The following is a 23,578-nucleotide window of genomic DNA, read 5'->3' as shown; positions in this document are numbered from 1 at the left end:
ATATCTCCTTAGGTACTGCCAATCGGTTTTGCAAGTTTTTTTGAACTTTCTTTGAGGATCATATCTCCGAGTGCACCGCCTGCGGGAACCATCGGAAATACATTGTCGGTTTTTTCAACTTCAACATCTATGACACATGGACCATCGTTATACTCAAGTGCATTCCGGATGATTCTTCTTACATCTCCAGACCTGCGGATCCGGAAGCCCTTTGCGCCATAGCTCTCGGCAAGCTTCACAAAATCCGGATTACCCTTGAGATCTACACCACTTAATCTGTTCTCATAAAACATGCTCTGCCACTGCCGTACCATACCAAGATAGTGGTTATTAATTATGAGTATCTTAACCGGAAGCTTATGTATGACAGCAGTACTCAACTCATTCAAGGTCATCTGGAAACCACCATCACCAACAACTGCTACAACTGTTTTTTCTGGATGAGCAAATTGTGCACCGACAGCCGCTGGAAAGCCAAAACCCATCGTTCCAGCTCCACCTGAAGAAATCCAGTGAAACCTGTGATCCGTCAGACAGTACTGAGCTGCCCACATCTGATGCTGACCAACATCTGTAGTAAAGATTGCATTTCCATTGGTCTGCTCGGATATTTCCTGCATTGCATGCTGAGCTTTAAGATTTCCCGATTTTTTGTAGCGAAGAGGGAACTGCTTCTTCCAGCTGTTGATCTGTTTCAACCAGTCTTCTGTAGGTCCTGGATTAATCATGGTATTAAGAATGTCGATAACAGCTTTTGCATCACCGAGAATATTCAGATCACACTGAACCGTCTTATTGAATTCAGACGGATCGATGTCTATATGAATTTTCTTTGCATTGACGCAGAATTTATCCACATTGCCGACGATTCGATCGTCCCAACGGCTGCCGATTGATATCACAAGATCGGCTGAATCGACGGCTTTATTTGCATATGCAGTACCATGCATTCCCAGCATACCAAGACTTAATTCATGGGTTTCAGGAAAAGCTCCCTTACCTAACAAGGTATTACTGACAGGAATTCTGGTTTTCTCGGCGAGGTATAGTAAGGCCTGATTTGCACCGGCTATAACAGCACCATGGCCAACCAGGAACACGGGTCGGCGGGCAAACTCTATCATCTGCGCCGCTCTTTCAATCAGTGAATGATCAGGCTCCCCGGGAATTTTATAACCCGGCAGATGGAACGGCTCATCATAATCAGGAACAAGACTGACACTTGAAATGTCTTTGGGCACATCAATCAGCACAGGACCTGGCCGGCCGGTATTACACAAATGAAATGCTTCACTCATAATACGTGGAAGATCTTTTGCAGATTTGACCAGGTAGCTATGTTTTACAACCGGGTATGATATTCCGGATACATCCGCTTCCTGAAAGGTATCCAGCCCGAGATTCCATGTAGTCTGCTGACCACAGATAACCACCATCGGTATTGAATCCATTTGAGCAGTCAGTATACCGGTTATGGTGTTAGTTGCCCCCGGACCAGAGGTAACCAATGCTACAGCTGGTTTTCCGGTAGCCCGCGCATAGCCATCTGCCATATGCACGGCACCTTGCTCATGCCTTGTCAGAACCATTTTAACAGGTGAATCTACAAGAGCATCAAAGATCGGTATCGCAGCACCACCCGGTAATCCAAAAATATATTCAACACCGGACTTCTCGATTGCTTCCACAATAATCTCTGCACCAGTGCGTTCGGCTATCTGCATAGTACACCTCCATTAGCTCGACTTCTATGTACGAACAATATCACTCCATGCAGCAGTGGTCAAGTAAACACAGATGAAAATTGTGGAAATATACGAAGAAAATAATATTGATCCCATAAATATGGTTTGAAATTAGTAAAAAAAAGCGTCCGAATCAAAATAAGGCTTGAAACACTACCAATATTTATATAATTAAATTGATAGTATAAAAATAACACCTGATTCCTGTATTTTCCTTTGTAAAAAGAATCCAGCATTGTTATACTATGTATATGAAGAAGAAAGTATGTGTAATAGGCGGTGGATTTGGGGGCTTAAGTGCGGCATCCTTGCTGGCATCCAAGGGATTCGAAGTAACTCTTCTGGAAAAGAACGACGGCCTGGGTGGACGTGCACAGGTATGGAAAGAAGATGGTTTTATATTTGACATGGGTCCATCCTGGTATCTTATGCCGGAGGTATTCGAACAGTTTTTTTCATACCTTGGCAAAAATCGTTCTGACTACTATGAACTGCATAAGCTGGATCCATATTACCGTATATTTTTCTCACCAGATGAGATCATCGATATCAACGGAGACCTGAAGCGTACCAAGGAAATCTTCGAGAGTTTTGAAAGCGGCGGAGGTGCCCGTCTTCAGAAATATCTGGACGGCGCAGAATATAAGTACAACGTTGCCATGCGGGAGTTTCTCTACACCGAATACCGGAACGTGTTCCAGTTCTTTAACCGGAGAATCATGCTTGAAGGCACACGCATGAATATTTTTCAGAGTCTGGACAAATTTATCGGAAAATATTTTCAGGATCGCAGAGCAAAGCAGATTCTCGAATATGCGATGGTATTCCTCGGAGCCAGCCCTAAGAATGCTCCGGCACTTTATTCCCTGATGTCACATGTTGATCTTAATCTCGGGGTCTACTTTCCCATTGGTGGTATGGCAGCACTTGTAGATGGTTTCAGCAAACTCGCTGAGGATTGTGGTGTAAAACTTCTCACGGGACACGAGGTAAGAAGCCTGGAAGTTAATAACGGTAGAGTAACCGCAGCTGTAACAGATCAGGGAAAAATTGAAGCTGACATCTTCCTTGGTAATGCAGATTATCAGCACATTGATCAGAAACTTTTACCGGAAAAGTATAGAAGTTACTCCCCTGGATACTGGAACAAACGTATCATGGCCCCAACCATGTTTATAATTTATCTGGGTCTGAACAGAAAGGTTCCTGAGCTTGTTCATCATAACCTGTATTTTTCTGATCCCTGGGATGAACATTTTGATCAAATATTCAAGAAACCAGCCTGGCCCGATGATCCCAGTTATTATGTCAGCTGTGCTTCCCATGACGATCCGCTGGTTGCACCGGAGGGGCATGAGAATATTTTCTTTCTGGTCCCGGTTGCATCGGGCATGGATGATAATGACAGCATCCGGGAGACCTACAGTGAGAAAATTCTTGATCACTTCGAAAATCTCATTGGAACCAGAATCAGGGATTCAATCATAATCAAAAGAATTTTTTCACACAGGGATTTCAGTTCAGAATACAATGCATTCAAGGGATCCGCTTTGGGCATTGCACACACGCTGAACCAGACAGCTATTTTCCGCCCCTCTCACAGAAGCAGAAAACTAAGTAATCTATATTTCTCCGGACAATATACGCACCCCGGAGTCGGCGTTCCGATGACTATAATTTCTTCACATGTTATCGGGAATAACATTGCCTCTGAACATGGCTAAAGAGTATTTTAGACATATGAATGACTCAAACAAGGCTTCCTTGTCCGAAAGACAGGAAGCCATCTTCAAACGGGGAAGCAAAACCTATTACAATACCAGCAGATTTTTCCCGGAATCAGTCAAAGGAGATGTGTTCTGCCTGTACAGTTTTGTCCGGGTAGCAGATGACCTGGTAGACAATATTCCCCAGCAAAAACAAGAATTTGAAGACTTTTGTAATAAATATCGTAAAGCGGCCTATGAGAACATCCCCGCTGACGATGACATTATTGACCCATTTATTGAACTCAGTACCAAACTGAAATTTGATCCCTCATGGACTGAAGCTTTTCTGCAGTCCATGTCATGGGATCTTTCACGCTATCTGTACCGTACAGAAAAAGAAATGCTGGAATACATTTATGGATCTGCCGAGGTAATCGGCTTATACATGTGCCGGATACTTGGATTGCCTGAAGAAGCCCTTGAACCCGCAGTGTATCAGGGCAGGGCAATGCAGCTTATCAACTTCGTACGCGACGTTTCCGAAGACAACAAGCTTGGACGAAGATACCTGCCATCTGAAGAAAGTAGTCTCACCGATCTCAATGAGGAAACAGCATTGGCACATGCAGATGAATTTCGCAGATACATGCGCTGGCAGATTGATCGATATAAAACCTGGCAGAGCAAGGCTGAGCAGGGGTTTAAGCTGATTCCTTATCGTTACCGCATCCCAGTGGCTGCCGCAGCTGCTATGTACAATTGGACAGCTGATCAGATACACCAGGATCCATTTATAGTATACAGAAAAAAAGTTAAACCGGGCAAAATACGGATCCTTGCATGCCTGATCTCCATTGCAGTTCAGAATCTACTAACAAGGAAGTGAGCAGTCATGAAAGAATTCCTGGATACATACAGGCCATTGATCGAAAATCGTCTGGAAATATTTCTGGAAGATTCCAGCAGGGATCTTAACAAATGGGGCCCTTTTCTGCGAAGCAGGATACTGGAATATACTCTCAGAGGAAAAATGATTCGCGGTGCACTCGTGTTCCTGGGTGCAGCTCTCGCCGATGAAGGTTTTTCAGACCTGGATTCTGCATCGGATGCAGCTGCGGCGATGGAATTGCTGCAGAGCTTCCTCCTGATCCATGATGACATCATGGATCAGGATGACACCAGACGGGGAGCCCCAGCTATTCACAAACAGTTCAGGGACATGGCAATTTCAGAAACCTGGTCGGATCCTGGGCATTCAGCAATATCTCTTGGTATTTGTGCAGGTGACATAGCAGCATTCTGGGCAGTCGAAATTCTGTCCGGACTCAAACTGCCCGAATCAACATATCGAAAGATACTATCCATTGCCAGCAGGGAGATTGCTCTTGTAGGAGCAGCTCAGATGCAGGATGTTGTGCACGGAGTAGATCCAGAAGACACTGATATTAATTCTATACTTGATGTGTACAGATATAAAACCGGTCGATATACCTTCTCGCTGCCGCTAATGCTGGGATGGCTGATCGCAGGAGGGGACGATACCGGAGTATCTATCCTTGCTGAACTTGGCGAAGAGATGGGAGTAATATTCCAGATCCAGGACGATTATATCGGCTTGTTTGGCGACCCTGAAAATAGCGGCAAGCCAAACACCAGTGATGTTGAAGAAAACAAAAAAACACTTTATCGCTATTTTCTGTTTGATTCAGATGCTCCTGTAGAAATTCGTTCCTTGTTCGGGACCCAAAACCTGCAGTCAGATCATATCAGAAATATTCAGGACAGCTGTCACACACATGGGGTACTGGAAAAGACGGCTGAAATCAGAAAAATATCCGAGCAGTCATGTGCATTATTAATAGAAAAACTTTCAGACCGCTGTGGAAGCAAATCAATCAACATTCTTGATAATATCCTGATGTACATTGGAAATCGGGGCAGCTGATAACTTATAGGTTTTCCTGGACGATCTGAATAAAAAGCTTATGCAGTCGCGTATCATCAGTTAATTCCGGGTGAAAACTCGCGGCTAGTATTGAGCCGGCTCTCACGAGCACAGGAGAGTTCTCATAGCGGCCAAGAATTTCCAGTTCCGGACTTACACCAGAGAATTTTGGTGCACGGATAAAAACCCCTTTGAATGCCCGATCAGGCTGATCAATCCCGGCAAGCTCAAGATCGGCTTCAAAGCTTTCGATCTGACGCCCGTATGCATTTCGTTCGGATTCCATAGAAATTCCGCCAATCCGGATCTGATCACTTCTGGATATCCTGTCAGATAAAAGGATGGCTCCTGCACAGGTTCCGAATACAGGAAATCCCGAGGATATCTTATTCCTTAGCACATCCATCAAGCCGAAGCGCTCCATCAGCATACCGATAGTCGTACTTTCTCCACCTGGAATAATCAAGCCATCAGTCCCGGCCAGTTGATCAGGTTCTCTCACCATTACAGAACTGCAGCCTAATTTGAGAAGCATCTCGGAATGTTTAAAAAAACCGCCCTGAAGTGCAAGCACTCCAAGGCAGATATCTTTATTGCTCATATATCAGAAGTATTACCAGCCGCGACCGGCCAGTCTCTCTGCTTCGGGCATAGTTGAAACATTAATACCAGTCATGGGTTCACCAATATTACGGGAAATTTCAACAAGTTTATCAAAATCATTGTAGAAAGCTACTGCATCTACGACTGCTCGCGCGCGCCTGGCAGGATTATCTGACTTGAATATGCCGGATCCGACAAATACAGACTCTGCACCCAACTGCATCATCAGAGCTGCATCTGCGGGAGTCGCAACTCCTCCAGCAGAAAAATTAGGAACGGGTAGTTTACCGTTTCTGGCAACTTCAAGGACAAGCTCGTACGGTGCACCCAGATCTTTGGCTGCTGTCATAAGCTCATCATTCCTCATTCCCTGAAGCCGGCGGATTTCACCGTGCAGGGTACGAAGATGACGAACAGCTTCAACAACATCACCTGTACCTGCTTCACCTTTAGTTCGGATCATTGCCGCACCTTCACCAATTCTGCGAAGCGCTTCACCAAGGTTTCTACAACCGCAGACAAAAGGTGCAGTGAAATCATGCTTGTACACATGGAACTGATCATCAGCCGGTGTAAGAACTTCACTTTCGTCAATAAAATCCACGCCAAGACTCTGTAGTATCTGTGCTTCTACAAAATGTCCTATACGACATTTTGCCATAACAGGTATAGAAACTGCCTTCTGGATCTCTTCGATCATACTGGGATCGGACATTCTGGCAACACCACCCTGAACACGGATATCAGCAGGTACACGCTCAAGAGCCATGACTGCCTGTGCACCGGCATCTGCGGCGATTTTTGCCTGCTCAGCGTTAGTTACATCCATTATAACTCCGCCCTTCAACATTTCAGCCAGACCAACCTTTGTTTTCCAGGTTGCTTTCTGCCTTTCAGACCATAATTGTTCACTCATACAGTGAAATTACCCTTATGATGCCTGTTGCGTCAATAAGATAGATTTTCATTCCCCCGGAATTGTGTTAATCTTGTTCAATGATTAAGGGAAATTGCCATAGATTATCAGCTTTGGTTCTTATATTGATTTTCTTTTCAGGACTCACAAGCAGTTTTGCACAGACAGCTGAACCCGAACCCTACCATCCCGATGAATTTCCGCAATGGGCGCTGGATATACGGCGTGGAAGTGTTATTGCATTCGGCGCAGTCCCTCTGACAGTAATGCTGACTGGAATTGTCTATGATGTCGGCAGATTTACATATCACAGCCTGGATCAGAACAGTATTGCAGGGGAGTATGCACCGCTGTTTTTTGCACCTCCTGACGCAGTACAGAAAACTGAAGAAGAACGCAATAGAATTCTCTATATTGGGCTCAGTGCGGCTGTTATAGTTGCTGTTGCAGACTATATACTTGGTTTACTGGAGTAACCTTGGAAGAAAAATACATCTATCAAAAACATATCTATCACGTAGATACCGAATCTGGTACAAGAGCAGATATCTACCTGTCGCGCAATAGTGATCTCGGTTCAAGATCTCAAATCAAGAATCGAATCCGCAAGCTCCAAATAAACGGACAAGACGCAAAACTATCTCAAAACGTTGAGAATGGAGATCATATTGAATTACATATGGAAGCCTTACCGCAGTTTGATCTCGAACCTGAAAAAATGCAGGCAGAAATCCTCTTTGAAAATGATGATGTCATAGTAGTGAATAAGCCGGCAGGAATGGTAGTTCACCCAGCCAAGGGTAACTATACAGGAACTCTGCTTCATGGTCTGCTGGGACATATCAGCAAGCTACGGGATGATTTCATGGAAACCGCCACAGATGATATCGAATCTTTTAGGCCTGGCATTGTACATCGCCTTGACAAGGATACATCCGGTGTAATTATTGCCGCCAAACACCCCGAAGCTCATGCGTTTCTTGTTAATGAATTTGCTGAGCGAAGAGTAGGTAAACTATATACAGCCATTGTCAAAGGAACACCAAGAAAACAGACCGACAGCATAAAAACCAGAATAATCAGGGATCCTGCAAACAGAAAACGTTTCACCACAGTGGACAGCAGTAGGCTGGGCAAGGATTCTCATACGATTTACAGGCTTGTACAGACAGTCAAAAAGGGAACCCGTGATTTCAGCCTGCTCAGTCTATACCCGTGTACCGGGAGAACTCATCAGCTGCGGGTACATATGAAGTTTATCGGTTGCTCCATTCTCGGTGATCCGGTTTACGGCCGTTGCGGTCAGGAGGCAGCCGAAACCGGGCTAATGCTGCATGCCACGCTTCTCTCTATCCGCCTCCCCGGAGGTTCCGGAGAACAAACATTTTTTGCACCGATTCCCGAGCGCTTCAGATGTTTTGAAACACCGGATCATACGATTCCTGCAGATATGGATTGGTTCGAATCTCAGCTTCAATCGTTGAGGGCGGCCCCTGAGCAGGGAAAATCATAGTGCTGGATGGTAATGACAGTATCTTTTCCTGAATTTCTGCTTTCAGCAATGCAAGCGCAAAACTGCTTGTGGGTTCCCCGATTTTCCCGGCCTTCAGTACATCACCGGTGAATATGCATTCGCCGATCTGATATACCACTGTATGCATATTATAGGAAGGCATGGAGATCGGCAAAATACTGAAGTCCTGAAGAACCAGTTCTTCGTCAGGATCTATTCCGAATGCATCTATATGGTGCATTTCGGGTTTTACACAGTAGATATCAACGGGGTAGATTTTCTGTAATGTTTTTACCGGGCGATTATGCAGTGCCCGGGGAGAGGTGAGCAGAATGGATTTCAGGCAATAGCGTTTTTTTTCTATCTGTTCGATCAACCTTATATCAATACCAGCCGGATCAATCATTACCGCTTCATGACTCTTGTCAGAAACGATAATATAAGCATTCCGGAAAGTTTCCAGGCATATATGTGATAAAATCTGCATGCAGGGACTCCTATATCTGACCGATCGGCAGATATCTTGCCTCTGATCGTTCTTCTTCTTCAAACTGTGCTTCAATTTCATTTGACCACTGAAACATTACATTTTCCCTGACAGAATGACAGAAATTCACTCGCTTCAAATTGCAGTCTTCAAATTCAAGATTCTCAAGTTCAGCAGCAATAAAAGTAGAGCGGAATAAATCTGTCGAAAGTATTTTCTGTTTTTTCATATTCGTACCGTTGAAAGATGCCTGAAAAAAAGTTGAATCCTTGATTTCCGAATTCATCCAATCCGTACCGGCAAAAGTCGTGTTGTGTACGCTGCATTCTTCCCATGTACAATGAGAAAAAATAGAAAAATCAAAAAAACAGGTCTCGAAATGACAATTAGTGAACTTCAATCCCGGAAATACGCAATGAGAAAAACTGCAGTTAATGAATTTCTTCTTTTCAAAGGAAATATCAAGAAAGGACAATTCAGAAAAATTCCACCCGGTGAACTCTGTATGAGAGCTCAACTCTTCCATTATCCTGTTGACACAGGATTGATGATCACTGAGATGGCGATAACAGTATTCTGATCCAGTGAGCGAGAATCTATGACAACCATCGTCACGACATTTTGAAAATACCAGCATTTACCAATAATATCCCAGTTCACCTGCGAACTCAAGCCAGGAAAGATCAGACTCATGCATTACTGGGTCTTGCAAGCCGTCGAAAGCCAAAGTAATATGAACTATGGCACAATGTTTTTCCTGTGGGACTAAGTTGGACAGATCGATCGCCCTGGGGCGAAGCACTCTATGCGCGAACTGCGGTGCTGATCTTCATGTGTGTCTTAACTGCAGGCATTACGATCCGGCAGCCGCCTATCAATGCCGTGAATCAGTAGATCGAGAAATTACCGATAAAGACAGAGGGAATTTCTGTGATTTTTTCCAACTCCCGCTTCCTGGTGAAAGCGTACGTGGCATCAGCCCCGGAAAAAGCAACGATAAAGCTGATGATGCGAGAAAGAAGCTTTCTTCTCTGTTTGGAGACTGATTTTTCCATGAACAAAAAATCCTGTATTTGCGTACTTGATTCTGGTATAGGCGGCTTACCTTATCTGAAATCCATGAGAAAAGAATTACCCGGACATCATTTCTGCTATGTTTCTGATACGGCTGGATTCCCCTACGGTGAAAAGTCATCCTCTGAGCTTCTTGAAAGACTTATAAAAGTGGTGGAATGGTGCTGCAGGAATTTCGAATTAAGAGCCTGCGTAATCGCCTGCAATACTGCCTCTGTGACAGCAATCGCAGCCTTGCGCCTGCATTTTCCCGATTTTCCCTTTATCGGTGTAGTTCCAGCCGTTAAGCCAGCTGCTGCAGCAAGCAAAAAGAAAAGAATTGCCGTGCTCGCAACAAGGAGAACCGTTGAGGATCCTTACCTGTATGACCTGATTTCCAGATATGCAGTCGAAACCGAAGTGCATACCATAGCAGCAGGTGATCTGGTAGATTTCATTGAACATAAACTGTACCTGCCCAATCCGGATCTGAATTGCCTTGTCCCATTCGTGGAGCAGGTTCACGAGTGGGACAGTGATGTTATTGTCCTTGGCTGCACACATTTCCTTCATATACGGGATGAACTCGCGAGATTATCAGGAGACAGTATTACTATAATTGATTCACGGGAAGGAGTGACAAGACAATTGAAGCGCATAATTACTGCATCGGAACCAAAAACAACAGGCGAAGAAGCAGACTCAGCTACACACGATAGGTCTCTCTTATCTGACTGGTTCACCACTGCTGCCTTTCCATCAGAAGCAAGAAACAGAATTGCAGATCTATTCCATCTTACATATCAGGAAATAACTATATGACAGGAATTATTCTTCAGGGAATAAATAATATTTTTACCGTTCAATCAGGAGAATTCATCCGCCTGTGCCGGATCAAGGGCAAAGTGCTTCAGGATAGTGAAAATGTTTATAATCCTCTTGCTCCAGGCGATATGGTTCTTTGTGAAGGTGACCTGATCACAGAACGACTGCCACGAAAAAACTGTCTCGTCCGGTGGAACAGAAAGCGCAATAACATGCAGGCCATTGCTGCCAATGTTGATCAGTTGGTACTCATCGGCTGTGTTGCAGAACCGCCTCTTCGGCCCCGCTTTCTTGACCGCGGTGCTGCTATAGCTGAGCTCACTGGAATTCCATGCATAATCGCAATAAACAAGACTGATCTCGGCATAAATTCCCAGGACGAAGAGCGGCTTGATACTTTCAGAAAGCTTGGGTATCAGATCATCCTCACCTCTACAAAGAACAACACAGGATTAGGAGAACTGAAGAATCTTTGCCGGAATAAAAGAACTGTATTTTACGGCCAATCCGGTGTCGGCAAATCCAGCTGCATCAATGCCATGTTCCCGGGGCTTGCTCTGAAAACAGGGGAAATTTCAGCCAAACACAATCGAGGAAAACACACCACAAATTTCGGACGTCTGCTTACCTCAAAGGATCTTCTCGAGCCGGACAGCGGAACAGAAATAATCGATACCCCGGGCATACGCGAGCTGCACGTAATGGGTTATTCCATACCGGAAATAGCCAATGGTTATCTTGAAATTGCAGAGGCCGGACAGGCTTGTACATACAATACCTGTACCCACAGGCATGAACCCGGTTGTGCTGTCAAGCAAGCTGTTGAGTCGGGACACATACATACGGATCGCTACACAAGTTATCTTAACTGCATTCAGGATATGCAGGAACTCACGAAGCAGTTTTCCATACCGGAGTTAGAATAATGAATCTCAGAGAATCCGCACATGCATTCCAGGTACTCGAATATGACGAGGTCTTCGATCAGGTTATAGCCTGTGCCCGCAGCAGTGAGGGTAGGAATCTGCTTGCAGAACAATCATTTATTACAGATGAAACAGAACTTCTTGTTCTTCAGAAACAAGCAGGTGTATTCCGTGACCTTTTGCTGGAAACAGAATATCCACTTGCCAATTATCCGGAAATAAATAAGGCACTTGAAGATTCACGCGTTGAGGGTTCAATGCTGGAAATGGAGGACTGTGCCGCTGCTGCATACTTCGTTGATACCGCAGCTAAAGAAATGCTGCACATCAGAGAATTTAATCCCGATGCGGCAGTAGAGCTGTGTACAGGGAAAGAAGAAATTCCAGATGAAATTCCAAAGCTTGTCTGGAGGTATCTTGATTCAGGCGGCAACCTCATGGAAGAAAAAATACCTGAACTCAAGTCAATTGCCAGAAAAATCCGCAGTGCCGAGCAGGCGGCCCGCCATGCAGCGTATTCGTATCTTAAAAACGCCCAATACCATGAAATATGGACAAGTGATGAACCCGCACTGCGTGACGGCAGGTTGGTACTCCCGCTCCAGGAAAATTTCCGGGGACGACTTTCAGGTATAATCCACACCAGATCTGCAAGCGGCAACACCCTGTTTTTTGAGCCCTCCGAGATCGTAGAAGCAAACAATTCAGTCAGTGAACAGCAATCGGCATACCAGATAGAGGTTCAGAAAATACTAAGGCGCTTGAGTGACATTATTCACAAATGCAGACCAGCGCTGATGAGACTACAGAAAAAAATCGCAGTGATCGATGACCGCTGTGCCCGTGCCCGCTTTGGAATTCAGCATAACGCATACTGGCTACCTGTACAGCAGAACAGCTCGATCAGACTCATTATGGCTGCGCATCCCTTGCTGGGGAAACAGGCTGTCCCGATCAGTCTGGAGATTGATACTGACCCTTCACGCTTTCTTCTCCTGTCAGGTCCGAACACCGGCGGAAAAACCGTTGCATTAAAAACCCTTGGTCTCTGCGCAGCCATGCATCAGACAGGCTTACCGGTTCCGGCGGCTTCCGGAAGCTGCCTTCCCTTATTTTCACGTATATTTGCAGATATTGGTGATGAACAATCAATTGAACGCGCTCTGTCTACCTTCAGTGGGCATCTGCAAAGAATAAAAAGCATTCTCGAAAATATTGACCATCAATCCCTGGTCCTGCTTGACGAACTTGGAAGCGGCACAGATCCGGACGAAGCCGGCGCCCTGGCATGTGCTGTATGTGAGTTTCTTGGTGATAGCGGCTGTATGGGAATGATAACTACGCATCTCTGGTCCCTCAAGGAATTTGCTTTTGCAAGGGATGATTTTTTCAATGCCGCAATGGCCTTCGATGAAGAAACACATGCTCCAACATATGCTGTAGTTCCAGGCTTACCTGGCAGCAGTCATGCACTGGATACAGCCGAAGCCATGGATTTTCCCGAATCTGTTCTCAAAAAAGCCCGCAGCATTTACAGCTCTCAACAGACCAGCACCACGGCACTTTTGAAGCGGCTTGCAGAAAAAGAGCAGAATCTGGCCGAGAATACTCTCAAGCTGCAGCAGCAGCAGTCAGAACTTCAGTCCCGCGCAGAGAACATAGAGCAACAGCGCCAGGCATTACTTCAGAGAGAAGCCGAGGTACGGAAAGGGCAGATCCATGAACTGCAGAATCAGCTTGCGGCAGGAAGAAGTACTATTGAAGGACTCATACGATCTATCCGCGAAAATGAACTGAACAGCAAACTTATTGCTGAGGTCAGAGACGGTCTCAAAGCTGTAGAGTCAGACATTGAAAGAGCCAGAGATGATACCCGGCAGCTTCAGTCTCGTGCCCGGACACAGGAAGATTTTCACAATCCGGCCTTTGAAGGTGCAAGAGTAAAAATTCTGAGTAATGGAAAACAAGGTCTGATTCAGCGAAATGCCGGCACAGGAAAATGGAGGGTGCTGATCGGCAGTATTACTCTTACCATGCACGAAAATGATTTCATAGTAATCAGCGACAGCGATAAATCCCTGAAGGTCTATCATCCCCCGAAAAGCAATAAAGCCGTCCTGACCGAAGCTCCATTGACAAAAATGGAATACTCAATCGACCTGCGTGGGAAACGTGTCCATGAAGCTGAAAATGAACTGATTCAGCAGATAGATAATGCCATTATGAACGGCAGTACTATGCTGGCAATAATACATGGTAAAGGAACCGGGGCACTGCAGCAAGCAATACATACTATCCTTGCAAGCCACCCTTCTGTTGATAGCTATAAATTCTCACGACCAGAACTCGGCGGGAGTGGGCGCACAGAAGTTTTCTTTACTGACTGATCCTGCCTGTAGTCATAACAAAACCTGAATTTATAATCAGCTTGCTTGTTTTTTCAGTGATTTATGCCTACTATAGCCGCTATGAAGATTAAGACTAATTATGTTGTTTATTTTCTGCTCTGCGGCATATTACTTACGTTTACAGCATGTCTGGATATACATACAGAGATTGATCTGAACAGTGATGGCAGCGGCAGATTACTCTCCACCAACAGCATCCCTAAGGAGCTGCTCGCCTTTTCTGCCTTTGAAGCTCCGGTAAAACAGCTTCAGCTTTCACTGCGAAAAGAATATATAGATGATTATATCGGTCGGCTTGATGGAGTAACCCTGCATTCATACAACCAGAAAGAGAATGAAACACATGTTATAGTCGAAACTGCCTTTCACTATGACAGTTTCGAAGCATTACAGCGGCTCCTCCAGGCCCAGGCCATGGATGCCCGGGAAGTCAGGAATGCAGCGGACCAGAAAACAGGCATAGCGCTGCTGATAGCGCGTGGGGCAGCATTTGATGTACCGCCAGGCCCCTTCAGCGATGAGATCGCAGAACTGGTTAACCTTACATTCAGTCTTGCTGGACCGGATGCCATAACAAGAGTTATACCTGACATCAAGCACGAAAAGGCGGGGAGCAGGGTTTCTTTCAGCATTCCTGTCGAAAAGATTCTTTATTCAGAAGATGATTTCTGGCTGGAGTTCCACTGGTAATGTTCCATCCGAAATCACGTCAGTTTGACAGACAGATGAAAGAGATGTTTGACATTATTGATCATGAACTTGAGGATCTTTATGGGCATGATTACCCTTTACACCCCTCCAGACCAGCACGCGGAAAAACTGCGAATCCTGCAGCAGACGGCTTGTTTAATGTCGGAGTCAGTTTTTCTGCAGGATACGGCAGTAGCAGGGGTAGAGGCTATGTGCTGAATGTGCACATGTCGACACTTGCTCATATACCTAAAGAGAAGAGAGAAGAAATCGAACTAAAAACTGTTTCTCTTATTGAACAACACCTGCCCGAATTCTTTCCTGAACGGGAACTGAGGGTTGAACGCGATGGACCAGTCTTCAAGATCACAGGCGATTTGACATTGGGGAAGCTCTAATGCCGCTTATGTCTGCAGATATTTACAAAGACTCTGTTGCAAGCATTCAATCACTAGTCTACAATGAGGAAATGACCGTAAAATCTAACCTAGCGAGGCATGTATGGATATTCAGCTGAAGGAACTTATTGACAAGATCAAGCAGGACGGCATTGGGGAGGCGGAATCAGAAGCAGAAAAAATACTGCAGACATCACGCCAGAATGCCCAGACCATAATCGAAAAGGCTAAAGCCGAAGCAGATCAAATCAGGCAGGCCGCAAAGGCAGATGCCGATAAGTTCAAGCAGGCTGGGGCTGCAGCTGTGCAGCAGGCAGCCAGGGATATCATTCTGCAGACGCAGAATCGAATCGAAAAGATATTTGATCAGGTCGTCAACAATTCCGTCAAATCACAGTTCAGTGCAGAGATTCTGAAGGACGCCGTAGTAGCGCTGATGAAGAACTGGCAGGGACAAGCTGTATCGGATCTTGCAGTATTCATCTCGGATGATATGTTTGCAGCTGCCGAGAAATCACTCAAATCCGAGCTTGCGACACAACTCAAGCAGGGTCTGGATATTTATCCCTCTGAAAAAATTAAATATGGCTTCAGGGTAGGAGCAAAGGACGGCTCGGCGTTTTATGAAATCTCAGCCGATTCTCTTGGCGCACTGCTCGCATCACGGGTAAACTCGTCGGTTGGAGAGCTGATCAAAGCCGCTGCCGAACAGGAATAAGGGGGTATTGCAGTGAAGCAATACTATAACGTTGGAGCAAGCCTGCCGTTTCTGCATGAAGCCGGCACATCTTTTCCTGCATTCAGTGAGTTTCTGTCAATTTGCGAACCGTGGCTCAATGAGACTGAATTTCAGATTCTATCCGATATCTCATTATCGGGTAGCTCTGCCGCTACTGCGGTTCTTCCGGAATATGTACTGTTTGATTCCATTCTCAGGCAAAACCTTGCGCTGCTGCGTGAAAAAAAACTTAAACGAAACAATCAGGACAGAGAACATACAGTTGCAGACTTTGATCCGGAAGTTGATCGTGCTATACAGGATTTCCGGAATCAGAATGACCCCCTTGCAGGCGAGATCAGCCTTGATCACGCAAGATGGGCTTTCCTTGACAGTCTGCAGGTCGGACACTATTTTGATATCCGATTTCTGACTGTGTATGCACTCAAACTGCAATTGCTTGAGCGAAGAAATTCATTTAACAAGGAAACAGGAACTGAACATTTTACCGCTGCTTATAACGCAGTCTGGGAAGAAATACAGCATCATGTACCAAAGACAGACTCTGGAGCGAATATATGACATACACGAAGGGCAAAGTAATTGGCGTAAACGGAAATATGATTTCTGTAAAAGTCGACGGTATCGTTTCACTGAACGAAGTCGGTTATGTATTAGTGGATGACCGAAAGCTGAAAGCAGAAGTAATCCGTATAAAAGGTGATCAGGCAGAACTTCAGGTTTTCGAAATGACCCGCGGTATCGGAGTCGGTGACGATGTGGAATTTTCACAGGACATGCTCGCCGTCGAACTGGGACCTGGACTGCTGGGGCAGATCTATGATGGATTGCAGAATCCGCTTCCTGAACTTGCCGAACAGTGCGGCTTCTTCCTTGACCGGGGTATCTATCTGGATGCTCTTGACCGCAAGAAAAAATGGGAATTCACGCCACTGCTCAAAGCCGGCGATTCATTATCTGCTGGCGACTCTTTGGGAACGGTTCCTGAAGGCATCTTCAAGCACAGGATCATGCTTCCCTTTGATATTCAGGGTCCATGTATAATAGAGTCGATCGCATCAGCAGGTGAATACACTGTTACAGATAAAATAGCTACTGTCAGCGATGAAAGTGGAAAAAAAATCGATGTCACCATGATGTTCAGCTGGCCTGTAAAGCGTGCTATTGAAGTATACGAAGAACGGCTGAAACCGAGTAAGCCTATGGTTACCAAAGTAAGGTCTGTTGATACCTTCTTCCCCGTAGCACTCGGAGGTACATACTGTACACCAGGGCCTTTCGGAGCTGGAAAGACAGTTCTCCAACAGGTGACAAGCCGTAATGCTGATGTAGATATCGTTATTATAACTGCCTGCGGCGAGCGTGCTGGTGAGGTTGTAGAAACCCTGAAAGAGTTCCCGGAACTGATTGACCCCCGAACAGGCAGAACCCTCATGGAGAGGACAGTTATCATCTGTAACACTTCCTCCATGCCGGTAGCGGCCCGTGAAGCTTCGGTATATACCGGTGTTACACTTGCAGAATACTATCGGCAAATGGGACTGAATGTACTTCTGCTCGCTGATTCTACCAGCCGCTGGGCACAGGCCATGCGTGAAATGTCCGGACGTCTTGAGGAGATTCCCGGTGAAGAGGCCTTTCCTGCATACCTGGAGTCAGTCATTGCTTCGTTCTACGAGCGTGCCGGAGTAGTCAGGTTGAATGACGGAACTGAAGGCTCTGTAACTATTGGTGGTACTGTCAGTCCCGCAGGCGGTAACTTCGAGGAACCGGTAACCCAGGCGACCCTCAAAGTGGTAGGTGCTTTTCATGGTCTGAGCCGTGAGCGTTCAGATGCCAGAAAATATCCAGCCATACACCCGCTTGAGAGCTGGAGTAAATACAAAGGTATTATCGAACCCTCACTGGTCGAATACGCAAGAGATGTGCTTACCCGCGGAAATGAAGTCGGGCAGATGATGAAGGTAGTAGGTGAGGAAGGAACAAGCCTTCTGGACTACATAACCTACCAGAAGTCCGAGTTTATTGACTTCTGCTATCTGCAGCAGAATTCCTTCGATCCGGTTGATCAGGCAGTAAGCACAGAGCGGCAGGAAATTGTATTTAATCATATGTACAGAATTTTACAATCAGAATACAAACTGACAGATAAATCCGAAGCCCGTAATTTCTTTGCGGAACTCCGACAGAAATTCAGGGACTACAATGGTGCTGAATGGGAGTCAGATGCTTACCACGCCCGTGAAAAGGAAATGGAACAATTGGTAGCCAAGTACACTATGAAGGAAGGTGCATAATGCAGAAGGTATACAGCAAAATTGAGTCAATTTCGGGTAACGTTATCTCTGTAAAAGCTGAAGGTGTACGCTATGGTGAACTGGCAACAGTTCAGAGCAAATACGGCACTTCACTGGCCGAGGTTATCCGACTGTATAATGACACCGTATCGCTTCAGGTCTACTCGGGCGGACGCGGTGTTTCGACGGGAGATGAGGTCCGTTTTCTCGGTCATCCCATGAGAGTAAGTTTTTCCGAGAATCTGCTTGGACGTATTTTTACCGGCAGTGGTGTGCCAAGGGACAACGGTCCAGAGCTCCATGAAAACCTTATTGAAATAGGCGGCCCCTCAGTAAATCCTGCACGCCGAATTATTCCCCGGAACATGATCCGAACCGGTATCCCGATGATAGACATGTTCAACACCCTGGTAGAGAGTCAGAAACTTCCGATATTCTCGGTTTCCGGTGAGCCATATAATGATCTTCTGGCAAGAATCGCACTGCAGGCTGAAGTCGACATGATTATTCTGGGCGGTATCGGACTCAAGCATGATGATTATCTTGGTTTTAAACAGCAGCTCGAAGATGGCGGAGCTATGTCGCGAACGATCTTTTTTGTTCACACCGCGGCAGACCCGGTAGTAGAAGCTCTCATGGTTCCGGATATATCCCTCGCAGTAGCGGAGAAATTCGCGCTGCAGGGAAAAAAAGTATTGGTACTCCTTACTGATATGACCAACTTCGCAGATGCAATGAAAGAGATTGCGATCACCATGGAACAGGTACCTTCAAACCGTGGGTATCCAGGAGATCTGTACAGCCAGCTGGCTTCGCGCTATGAAAAAGCGGTTGACTTTGAGGGCGCCGGATCTATTACAGTTCTGGGTGCAACCACCATGCCCGGTGACGATGTTACCCACCCAGTGCCGGACAATACCGGATATATTACTGAAGGTCAGTACTACCTGCGCAATGGACGCATTGAGCCGTTCGGATCACTATCAAGACTTAAACAGCTTGTCAATGATAATACCAGAAGTGATCACCGCGCTATTATGGACGGCATGATCCGGCTGTATGCTGCCAGTAAGGAAACCAACGAGAAAAAATCAATGGGTTTCCGAATGTCGGACTGGGATGATAAATTGCTGAAATACGGTGAAATGTTCGAAGCAAGAATGATGGATCTGTCAGTGAATATACCACTGGAAGAAGCGCTTGACCTTGGGTGGAAAACCCTTGCGCAGTGTTTTTCACCGGCTGAAACTGGTCTTTCATCCAAGTTGATTGAGCAATACTGGCCCAAAGAATCCGTACAGGCAGAATAAAACAATTTCCAGGGGTTGATAGATGGCAAAAGTCAAACTGACAAAAAATGAATTAAAAAACCAGAAGGATATGCTGAAGCGCTTTCAGAGGTATCTGCCAACTCTTATCCTTAAAAAACAGCAGCTTCAGATGGTACTGCGACAGGTCGAGGCTGCAGTACGGGAAAAGACTGCTGCCAAACAGGAAATTCAAGAGGCCATCAATCACTGGATTGCGGTTTTCGGTGAGGATGCAAAACCAGAACAATATGTTCATATCACCAGTCTCCAGACATCTACAGGCAACATCGCTGGTATCGATATTCCTGTTTTCGAAGAACTGCTGTTCGAAGAAAGCACTCATGACCTTCTTGTTACAGCGCCCTGGATTGACGATGGAATTCTCATGCTTCAGAAACTCCTGGCTTATGATGCTGAAATAGCAGTACTGCAGGAGCAGAGACGACTTATTGAACAGGAACTGCGCATTACCACACAGAGAGTTAACCTTTTTGAAAAGGTAAAAATTCCGGAATCCAGAGAAAACATTCGTCAGATCAGGATTTACCTCGGTGATCAGCAGACTGCAGCAGTCGTACGTGGGAAAATTGCAAAAAATAAAGTAGAACGGGTGGCTCAATCATGATTGTAGAAATGAAAAAAGCCCACATAATAATTCAGGAATCCGAGAGAACAAGTACAGTCGAAAAGCTTTCCAGGCTTGGACTGATGCATGTCAGGATTCAGGATGTGGAAGACAGTCAGGTAGATGCTTTCAGGAATAATTTCCAGACAGTTGATACAGCACTGCAGCAGCTTCCGGCGGCTTTAAAAAAACAGAAAATGCTGTCTGGTTTCACTGTAGACAGACTCGACGAAATTCTGTCTCAAGCCAAAGAAGTTGTATCACTAAATGATCAAATTCGGCTTCTGCAGGAACGAAAGGGCAAGTATGCTGCCGATCTGGAGCGTCTTCAGCCCTGGGGTGATTTCTCACCTACTGAACTTTCCGGCTTGTCAGAGCAGGGTTTCAGAATTGAACTACGAATTGTCAACAGCAAAGACTGGAAAAATAAACCCGCCAGCATCAAGGCCTGGATCGTATCCAGCAAAAAAGGAAATATTTATACTGCCATTCTGCAGCCAATGGACGATCCATGGGACGGCGGGCAGTTATTTATTCCTCCGGCAAATGGACTGGCGGAGCTGCGAGCAGAAATAGATGCAATAGATAAAGAACAACAGGAACTGTACTCAAGACTGCAGGAATTTTCGGTTTACAATACTCTTTTCAAGGATGCACGATCTCTGTTGGCAGAATACCTTGATTTCTCCAGTTTACACGCCGGGATGGAACAGGCAGACAGCCTGTGCATAATCAGTGGCTTTATCCCGTCAGAACAGTCCGGGATTTTTCTGAACACTGCAAAGGAAGAAAACTGGGGTGCCCTTATCCAGAACCCGGATGAAGACGATTCCCCACCCACACTTCTGAAAAATCCGAGGTGGATCCGTATTATTCAGCCGGTGTTCAATCTTCTGGGCACGGTACCAGGATACCGCGAGTATGATATAAGTGCCTTCTTTCTTGTTTTCTTCGCAGCTTTCTTTGGCATGATCATTTCCGATGCCGGCTATGGAAGTCTTCTGTTAAGCGCGTCCATACTGCTTTCTATTCGCAGTAAACGCCGCGAGGGTCGGGTAGCCGATGGATTGATCCTCTTTATGGTGCTTAGTGCAGCAACTGTAATCTGGGGCGGTATTACCGGAAACTGGTTCGGCTATGAACCCATAAAAGAAATGCAGCCATTCTCGCTTATTGTCATTCCTATGCTGGACAGTTTTGATCCACGCAGTATTGAGTTTGTGCAGTTGTTCTGTTTCATCCTCGGATTGATTCATCTCAGTCTTGCTTTTTTATGGAATACAAAACGGGCATTACAGGGACCGCATAAACTGAAAGCTATAGCCGAACTTGGGTGGCTCACTATGGTTGTCGGGCTGTTCTTTCTGGTACTCAATGTTGTCCTGGGAAAACCCCTTCCAGAATTTTCCCTGTATCTTATTATCGGCGGTTTCATTTCCGTTACTATTTTCAGTGAACAGGAAGGAAATTTTCTGCAGGGAATTGGAAAGGGTACAGCAGGACTCATGACAAATGCATTATCCAGCGTCAGCAGATTTTCTGATATCGTGTCCTACATCCGTCTGTTTGCAGTCGGACTGGCCTCTATAGAGATAGCCAAGAGCTTCAATGCAATGGGCCTGGATGCATCACAGGCACTGGGTTCAGGTGCCGCCGGTTTCATTGCCGGAGGGCTTATAATCTTTGTTGGACATACAATCAATCTTTTCATGGCTGCACTTTCAGTCGTTGTCCACGGAGTACGATTGAATATGCTGGAATTCTCTGGTGCACTTGGCATGGAGTGGACAGGAGAATTATTTAAACCATTCAAGGCAAGATCTCCTCAGTTGCAGGAGAATGTATTACAAAAAAACCAAATCAGTGGAAGTTAGCCGACAGCTGTCGGTACATACAGATACTAGATTCTTCCAAAAGGAGAAGCATATGGACATAGGATTTATTGGTGTAGCGTCTGCGTTGGCATTTGCTGCGATCGGATCTGCAATTGGTGCAGGAACAGCAGGTATGGCGGCTGTCGGAGCATGGAAGAAGTGCTTTCTGCAGAACAAGCCTGCACCGTTCCTTCTGATTGCATTTGTAGGTGCACCTCTTACCCAGACCATTTACGGATTTATTCTGATGAATGCGCTGGCCGCAGCTGCGATAAGTGGTGCTGTAGAGAGCAGCATGCTGTTAGGCGCAGGTGTGCTTGGTGGTATTGCAATGGGGTTCTCCGCATGGTTCCAGGGCAAAGCCGGAGCCGTCAGCTCTGATGCATTGGCAGAATCCGGAAAGGGTTTCGGTAACTATATTATCGTTCTCGGTCTGGTCGAGACTGTAGCGCTGTTTGTCATGGTATTCCTGCTGACAATTCTCTAACAATCAAGAGCAGCCCCGTGCAAAATCAGCCGGGGCTGTTTATTTTTTATAACAAAGGCCGATATATAATTATGTCACTTCCATATCGGTACAGCATTAAAAAATCGCTTGTTTCCCTTCTGATTTTTCTCTGTTGCATCATGCCCGTAACAGCCGATCCAGCTTGGACTCTGGTTGACAGAGGCCAGCACTTACTTGAACAATATCAACTCTCAGCTGCGATCGACCTGTTTCAGGAAGCACTACGGCTTGAAAACAATATGCCGGAGGCTTTGTACGGACTTGGTCGTGCGTATCTGGGATCAGGAGATACCCAACTTGCACTGCGTGAGCTGGAACTTGCACTTGAGAACAGCAGGTTTCTCTACACCCCTGAATATCGTTATTCAATATTATATGCAATGTCCGACATTCACTACATTCAGGCCAATCAACGGAGACTGCAGAATACTTTGCTATCGGTCACGGATGATGATCCATATTTCAATGATCCGGAACATCAGGAAAACAGAAGAAACTATCGACGCACACTTCAGCAGCAGGGTATAGATGAGCTTTTTTTATTGTATCGACTTCCGGAAATATTCAGTCGACGAGCACATCGTGAACTTGGAATGCAGTTTCTACTACAGAACCTGCCTTCCCAGGCGGTCGACCATCTCATATTTGCCATACTCATGGGTTTCAGTGATGTCATAGATGAAATGATCAGGGTTTTTCCGAATTACCGGTACAGCAGTGTACTGCAGACCTATGAAGATATTTTTACTGAAGATCCCAGAACCCAGCACATACGGGACTACCTGATGGGTGACAGTCTGACCAGAGAGATCCTGTACCTGGCAGATGCTTTCTATATTGAAGGGCAGAATGCCCTTGCAAACAACCTGTGGAGACTGGTATCACAACTGCCGGGACCGGAAATTATACGCTCGAGAGCTCAACACCAGCTTAAACAGCCCACAATGCCTGAAACATTTATCCGCAGGATGATTGATTCAGGAATAAAGTAATTTTACTGTAATTGA

Annotated in this window: 25 protein-coding genes; 20 read left to right on the top strand and 5 right to left on the bottom strand. The window is 45.7% G+C overall.

Going from position 1 to position 23,578, the window contains the following annotated elements; translation table 11 throughout:
* Window positions 1–8: 8 nt before the first annotated feature.
* Window positions 9–1,724 carry a biosynthetic-type acetolactate synthase large subunit gene (ilvB, locus tag ACYQ2L_RS13120; RefSeq protein ID WP_460056504.1) on the bottom strand — a complete coding sequence of 572 codons (1,716 nt, stop codon included), beginning with the start codon at window positions 1,722–1,724 and terminating at the stop codon, window positions 9–11.
* A 272-nt stretch (window positions 1,725–1,996) separates the two neighbouring features.
* Between ilvB and ACYQ2L_RS13115 the strand changes: the two genes are divergently transcribed.
* The 3 genes from ACYQ2L_RS13115 to ACYQ2L_RS13105 are packed head-to-tail and all read left to right on the top strand — an operon-like array spanning window position 1,997 to window position 5,399.
* On the top strand, window positions 1,997–3,469 hold the full coding sequence (locus tag ACYQ2L_RS13115) for a phytoene desaturase family protein (protein WP_460056502.1): 1,473 nt from the start codon (window positions 1,997–1,999) through the stop codon (window positions 3,467–3,469).
* A gap of 16 nt (window positions 3,470–3,485) precedes the next feature.
* Complete coding sequence (locus ACYQ2L_RS13110) at window positions 3,486–4,340, top strand: phytoene/squalene synthase family protein (protein WP_460056499.1); 855 nt, start codon at window positions 3,486–3,488, stop codon at window positions 4,338–4,340.
* A gap of 6 nt (window positions 4,341–4,346) precedes the next feature.
* On the top strand, window positions 4,347–5,399 hold the full coding sequence (locus ACYQ2L_RS13105; protein WP_460056496.1) for a polyprenyl synthetase family protein: 1,053 nt from the start codon (window positions 4,347–4,349) through the stop codon (window positions 5,397–5,399).
* A 4-nt stretch (window positions 5,400–5,403) separates the two neighbouring features.
* Here the strand turns inward: ACYQ2L_RS13105 and pdxT are convergent, their stop codons facing one another.
* Both pdxT and pdxS read right to left on the bottom strand, forming a co-directional pair.
* Window positions 5,404–6,000: a pyridoxal 5'-phosphate synthase glutaminase subunit PdxT gene (pdxT, locus tag ACYQ2L_RS13100; protein ID WP_460056494.1), complete on the bottom strand. Its 597-nt coding sequence runs from the start codon at window positions 5,998–6,000 to the stop codon at window positions 5,404–5,406.
* A gap of 12 nt (window positions 6,001–6,012) precedes the next feature.
* The gene (gene pdxS, locus ACYQ2L_RS13095) at window positions 6,013–6,918 is read right to left on the bottom strand and encodes a pyridoxal 5'-phosphate synthase lyase subunit PdxS (protein ID WP_460056492.1); all 906 of its coding nucleotides are present in this window, start codon (window positions 6,916–6,918) and stop codon (window positions 6,013–6,015) included.
* An 80-nt stretch (window positions 6,919–6,998) separates the two neighbouring features.
* Between pdxS and ACYQ2L_RS13090 the strand changes: the two genes are divergently transcribed.
* Window positions 6,999–7,394 (top strand): hypothetical protein, encoded by a 396-nt coding sequence (locus tag ACYQ2L_RS13090; protein WP_460056490.1) that lies wholly within the window; start codon window positions 6,999–7,001, stop codon window positions 7,392–7,394.
* Window positions 7,395–7,396: 2 nt separating this feature from the next.
* Complete coding sequence (locus ACYQ2L_RS13085; RefSeq protein WP_460056487.1) at window positions 7,397–8,431, top strand: RluA family pseudouridine synthase; 1,035 nt, start codon at window positions 7,397–7,399, stop codon at window positions 8,429–8,431.
* Here the strand turns inward: ACYQ2L_RS13085 and ACYQ2L_RS13080 are convergent.
* Window positions 8,328–8,918: an MBL fold metallo-hydrolase gene (locus ACYQ2L_RS13080; RefSeq protein WP_460056485.1), complete on the bottom strand. Its 591-nt coding sequence runs from the start codon at window positions 8,916–8,918 to the stop codon at window positions 8,328–8,330. The two genes, ACYQ2L_RS13085 and ACYQ2L_RS13080, sit on opposite strands and share 104 nt — an antisense overlap.
* Window positions 8,919–8,928: 10 nt before the next feature.
* The gene (locus ACYQ2L_RS13075) at window positions 8,929–9,147 is read right to left on the bottom strand and encodes a hypothetical protein (protein ID WP_460056482.1); all 219 of its coding nucleotides are present in this window, start codon (window positions 9,145–9,147) and stop codon (window positions 8,929–8,931) included.
* A gap of 111 nt (window positions 9,148–9,258) precedes the next feature.
* On the opposite strand from ACYQ2L_RS13075, the gene ACYQ2L_RS13070 reads away from it, so the two are divergent.
* The 15 genes from ACYQ2L_RS13070 (at window position 9,259) to ACYQ2L_RS13000 (ending at window position 23,563) form a co-directional block, all read left to right on the top strand.
* Window positions 9,259–9,498: a hypothetical protein gene (locus ACYQ2L_RS13070; protein ID WP_460056480.1), complete on the top strand. Its 240-nt coding sequence runs from the start codon at window positions 9,259–9,261 to the stop codon at window positions 9,496–9,498.
* Window positions 9,499–9,688: 190 nt separating this feature from the next.
* A complete protein-coding gene (locus ACYQ2L_RS13065; RefSeq protein WP_460056478.1) occupies window positions 9,689–9,964 on the top strand; it encodes a hypothetical protein in 276 nt (91 codons plus the stop codon).
* Window positions 9,965–9,971: 7 nt separating this feature from the next.
* Window positions 9,972–10,793 carry a glutamate racemase gene (gene murI, locus ACYQ2L_RS13060; RefSeq protein WP_460056476.1) on the top strand — a complete coding sequence of 274 codons (822 nt, stop codon included), beginning with the start codon at window positions 9,972–9,974 and terminating at the stop codon, window positions 10,791–10,793.
* On the top strand, window positions 10,790–11,722 hold the full coding sequence (gene rsgA, locus ACYQ2L_RS13055) for a ribosome small subunit-dependent GTPase A (protein WP_460056473.1): 933 nt from the start codon (window positions 10,790–10,792) through the stop codon (window positions 11,720–11,722). The genes murI and rsgA overlap by 4 nt, the downstream gene beginning before the upstream one ends.
* Entirely contained in the window at window positions 11,722–14,109 is a 2,388-nt protein-coding gene (locus ACYQ2L_RS13050; RefSeq protein ID WP_460056471.1) for an endonuclease MutS2, read from the top strand. The genes rsgA and ACYQ2L_RS13050 overlap by 1 nt, the downstream gene beginning before the upstream one ends.
* An 81-nt stretch (window positions 14,110–14,190) precedes the next feature.
* Entirely contained in the window at window positions 14,191–14,820 is a 630-nt protein-coding gene (locus tag ACYQ2L_RS13045) for a hypothetical protein (RefSeq protein ID WP_460056468.1), read from the top strand.
* Window positions 14,820–15,218 carry a hypothetical protein gene (locus ACYQ2L_RS13040; RefSeq protein WP_460056466.1) on the top strand — a complete coding sequence of 133 codons (399 nt, stop codon included), beginning with the start codon at window positions 14,820–14,822 and terminating at the stop codon, window positions 15,216–15,218. Before ACYQ2L_RS13045 ends, ACYQ2L_RS13040 begins: the two co-directional genes overlap by 1 nt.
* Window positions 15,219–15,321: 103 nt before the next feature.
* Window positions 15,322–15,936 (top strand): hypothetical protein, encoded by a 615-nt coding sequence (locus tag ACYQ2L_RS13035; protein ID WP_460056464.1) that lies wholly within the window; start codon window positions 15,322–15,324, stop codon window positions 15,934–15,936.
* Window positions 15,937–15,948: 12 nt separating this feature from the next.
* A complete protein-coding gene (locus ACYQ2L_RS13030; protein WP_460056462.1) occupies window positions 15,949–16,518 on the top strand; it encodes a hypothetical protein in 570 nt (189 codons plus the stop codon).
* Window positions 16,515–18,254, top strand: a complete 1,740-nt coding sequence (locus tag ACYQ2L_RS13025; protein ID WP_460056460.1) for a V-type ATP synthase subunit A — start codon at window positions 16,515–16,517, stop codon at window positions 18,252–18,254. The genes ACYQ2L_RS13030 and ACYQ2L_RS13025 overlap by 4 nt, the downstream gene beginning before the upstream one ends.
* Window positions 18,254–19,564, top strand: coding sequence for a V-type ATP synthase subunit B (locus ACYQ2L_RS13020; protein ID WP_460056457.1), 1,311 nt, complete (start codon window positions 18,254–18,256; stop codon window positions 19,562–19,564). Before ACYQ2L_RS13025 ends, ACYQ2L_RS13020 begins: the two co-directional genes overlap by 1 nt.
* A gap of 22 nt (window positions 19,565–19,586) precedes the next feature.
* Window positions 19,587–20,189, top strand: a complete 603-nt coding sequence (locus ACYQ2L_RS13015; RefSeq protein WP_460056455.1) for a V-type ATP synthase subunit D — start codon at window positions 19,587–19,589, stop codon at window positions 20,187–20,189.
* Window positions 20,186–22,063 carry a V-type ATP synthase subunit I gene (locus ACYQ2L_RS13010; protein WP_460056452.1) on the top strand — a complete coding sequence of 626 codons (1,878 nt, stop codon included), beginning with the start codon at window positions 20,186–20,188 and terminating at the stop codon, window positions 22,061–22,063. The genes ACYQ2L_RS13015 and ACYQ2L_RS13010 overlap by 4 nt, the downstream gene beginning before the upstream one ends.
* A gap of 52 nt (window positions 22,064–22,115) precedes the next feature.
* Window positions 22,116–22,550, top strand: coding sequence for a V-type ATP synthase subunit K (locus ACYQ2L_RS13005; RefSeq protein WP_460056450.1), 435 nt, complete (start codon window positions 22,116–22,118; stop codon window positions 22,548–22,550).
* 140 nt (window positions 22,551–22,690) lie between these two features.
* Window positions 22,691–23,563 (top strand): tetratricopeptide repeat protein, encoded by an 873-nt coding sequence (locus ACYQ2L_RS13000; protein ID WP_460056447.1) that lies wholly within the window; start codon window positions 22,691–22,693, stop codon window positions 23,561–23,563.
* Window positions 23,564–23,578 lie beyond the last annotated feature (15 nt).

This window comes from Spirochaeta dissipatitropha (assembly GCF_054657935.1).
The sequence above is the reverse complement of the archived record's forward strand: the minus strand, read 5'-3'. Positions and strand labels throughout refer to the sequence as shown.

Excerpts from the sequence above, each read along its gene's own strand:
- pdxS (WP_460056492.1), bottom strand. The coding sequence starts at position 6,918 with ATGAGTGAACAATTATGGTCTGAAAGGCAGAAAGCAACCTGGAAAACA.
- ACYQ2L_RS13025 (WP_460056460.1), top strand. The coding sequence starts at position 16,515 with ATGACATACACGAAGGGCAAAGTAATTGGCGTAAACGGAAATATGATT.
- ACYQ2L_RS13105 (WP_460056496.1), top strand. The coding sequence starts at position 4,347 with ATGAAAGAATTCCTGGATACATACAGGCCATTGATCGAAAATCGTCTG.
- ACYQ2L_RS13020 (WP_460056457.1), top strand. The coding sequence starts at position 18,254 with ATGCAGAAGGTATACAGCAAAATTGAGTCAATTTCGGGTAACGTTATC.
- ACYQ2L_RS13040 (WP_460056466.1), top strand. The coding sequence starts at position 14,820 with ATGTTCCATCCGAAATCACGTCAGTTTGACAGACAGATGAAAGAGATG.
- murI (WP_460056476.1), top strand. The coding sequence starts at position 9,972 with ATGAACAAAAAATCCTGTATTTGCGTACTTGATTCTGGTATAGGCGGC.
- ACYQ2L_RS13035 (WP_460056464.1), top strand. The coding sequence starts at position 15,322 with ATGGATATTCAGCTGAAGGAACTTATTGACAAGATCAAGCAGGACGGC.
- ACYQ2L_RS13075 (WP_460056482.1), bottom strand. The coding sequence starts at position 9,147 with ATGAAAAAACAGAAAATACTTTCGACAGATTTATTCCGCTCTACTTTT.
- ilvB (WP_460056504.1), bottom strand. The coding sequence starts at position 1,724 with ATGCAGATAGCCGAACGCACTGGTGCAGAGATTATTGTGGAAGCAATC.
- ACYQ2L_RS13045 (WP_460056468.1), top strand. The coding sequence starts at position 14,191 with ATGAAGATTAAGACTAATTATGTTGTTTATTTTCTGCTCTGCGGCATA.
- ACYQ2L_RS13115 (WP_460056502.1), top strand. The coding sequence starts at position 1,997 with ATGAAGAAGAAAGTATGTGTAATAGGCGGTGGATTTGGGGGCTTAAGT.
- ACYQ2L_RS13110 (WP_460056499.1), top strand. The coding sequence starts at position 3,486 with ATGAATGACTCAAACAAGGCTTCCTTGTCCGAAAGACAGGAAGCCATC.
- ACYQ2L_RS13005 (WP_460056450.1), top strand. The coding sequence starts at position 22,116 with ATGGACATAGGATTTATTGGTGTAGCGTCTGCGTTGGCATTTGCTGCG.
- ACYQ2L_RS13000 (WP_460056447.1), top strand. The coding sequence starts at position 22,691 with ATGCCCGTAACAGCCGATCCAGCTTGGACTCTGGTTGACAGAGGCCAG.
- ACYQ2L_RS13050 (WP_460056471.1), top strand. The coding sequence starts at position 11,722 with ATGAATCTCAGAGAATCCGCACATGCATTCCAGGTACTCGAATATGAC.
- ACYQ2L_RS13010 (WP_460056452.1), top strand. The coding sequence starts at position 20,186 with ATGATTGTAGAAATGAAAAAAGCCCACATAATAATTCAGGAATCCGAG.
- ACYQ2L_RS13015 (WP_460056455.1), top strand. The coding sequence starts at position 19,587 with ATGGCAAAAGTCAAACTGACAAAAAATGAATTAAAAAACCAGAAGGAT.
- ACYQ2L_RS13080 (WP_460056485.1), bottom strand. The coding sequence starts at position 8,918 with ATGCAGATTTTATCACATATATGCCTGGAAACTTTCCGGAATGCTTAT.
- ACYQ2L_RS13070 (WP_460056480.1), top strand. The coding sequence starts at position 9,259 with ATGAGAAAAAATAGAAAAATCAAAAAAACAGGTCTCGAAATGACAATT.
- pdxT (WP_460056494.1), bottom strand. The coding sequence starts at position 6,000 with ATGAGCAATAAAGATATCTGCCTTGGAGTGCTTGCACTTCAGGGCGGT.
- ACYQ2L_RS13090 (WP_460056490.1), top strand. The coding sequence starts at position 6,999 with ATGATTAAGGGAAATTGCCATAGATTATCAGCTTTGGTTCTTATATTG.
- rsgA (WP_460056473.1), top strand. The coding sequence starts at position 10,790 with ATGACAGGAATTATTCTTCAGGGAATAAATAATATTTTTACCGTTCAA.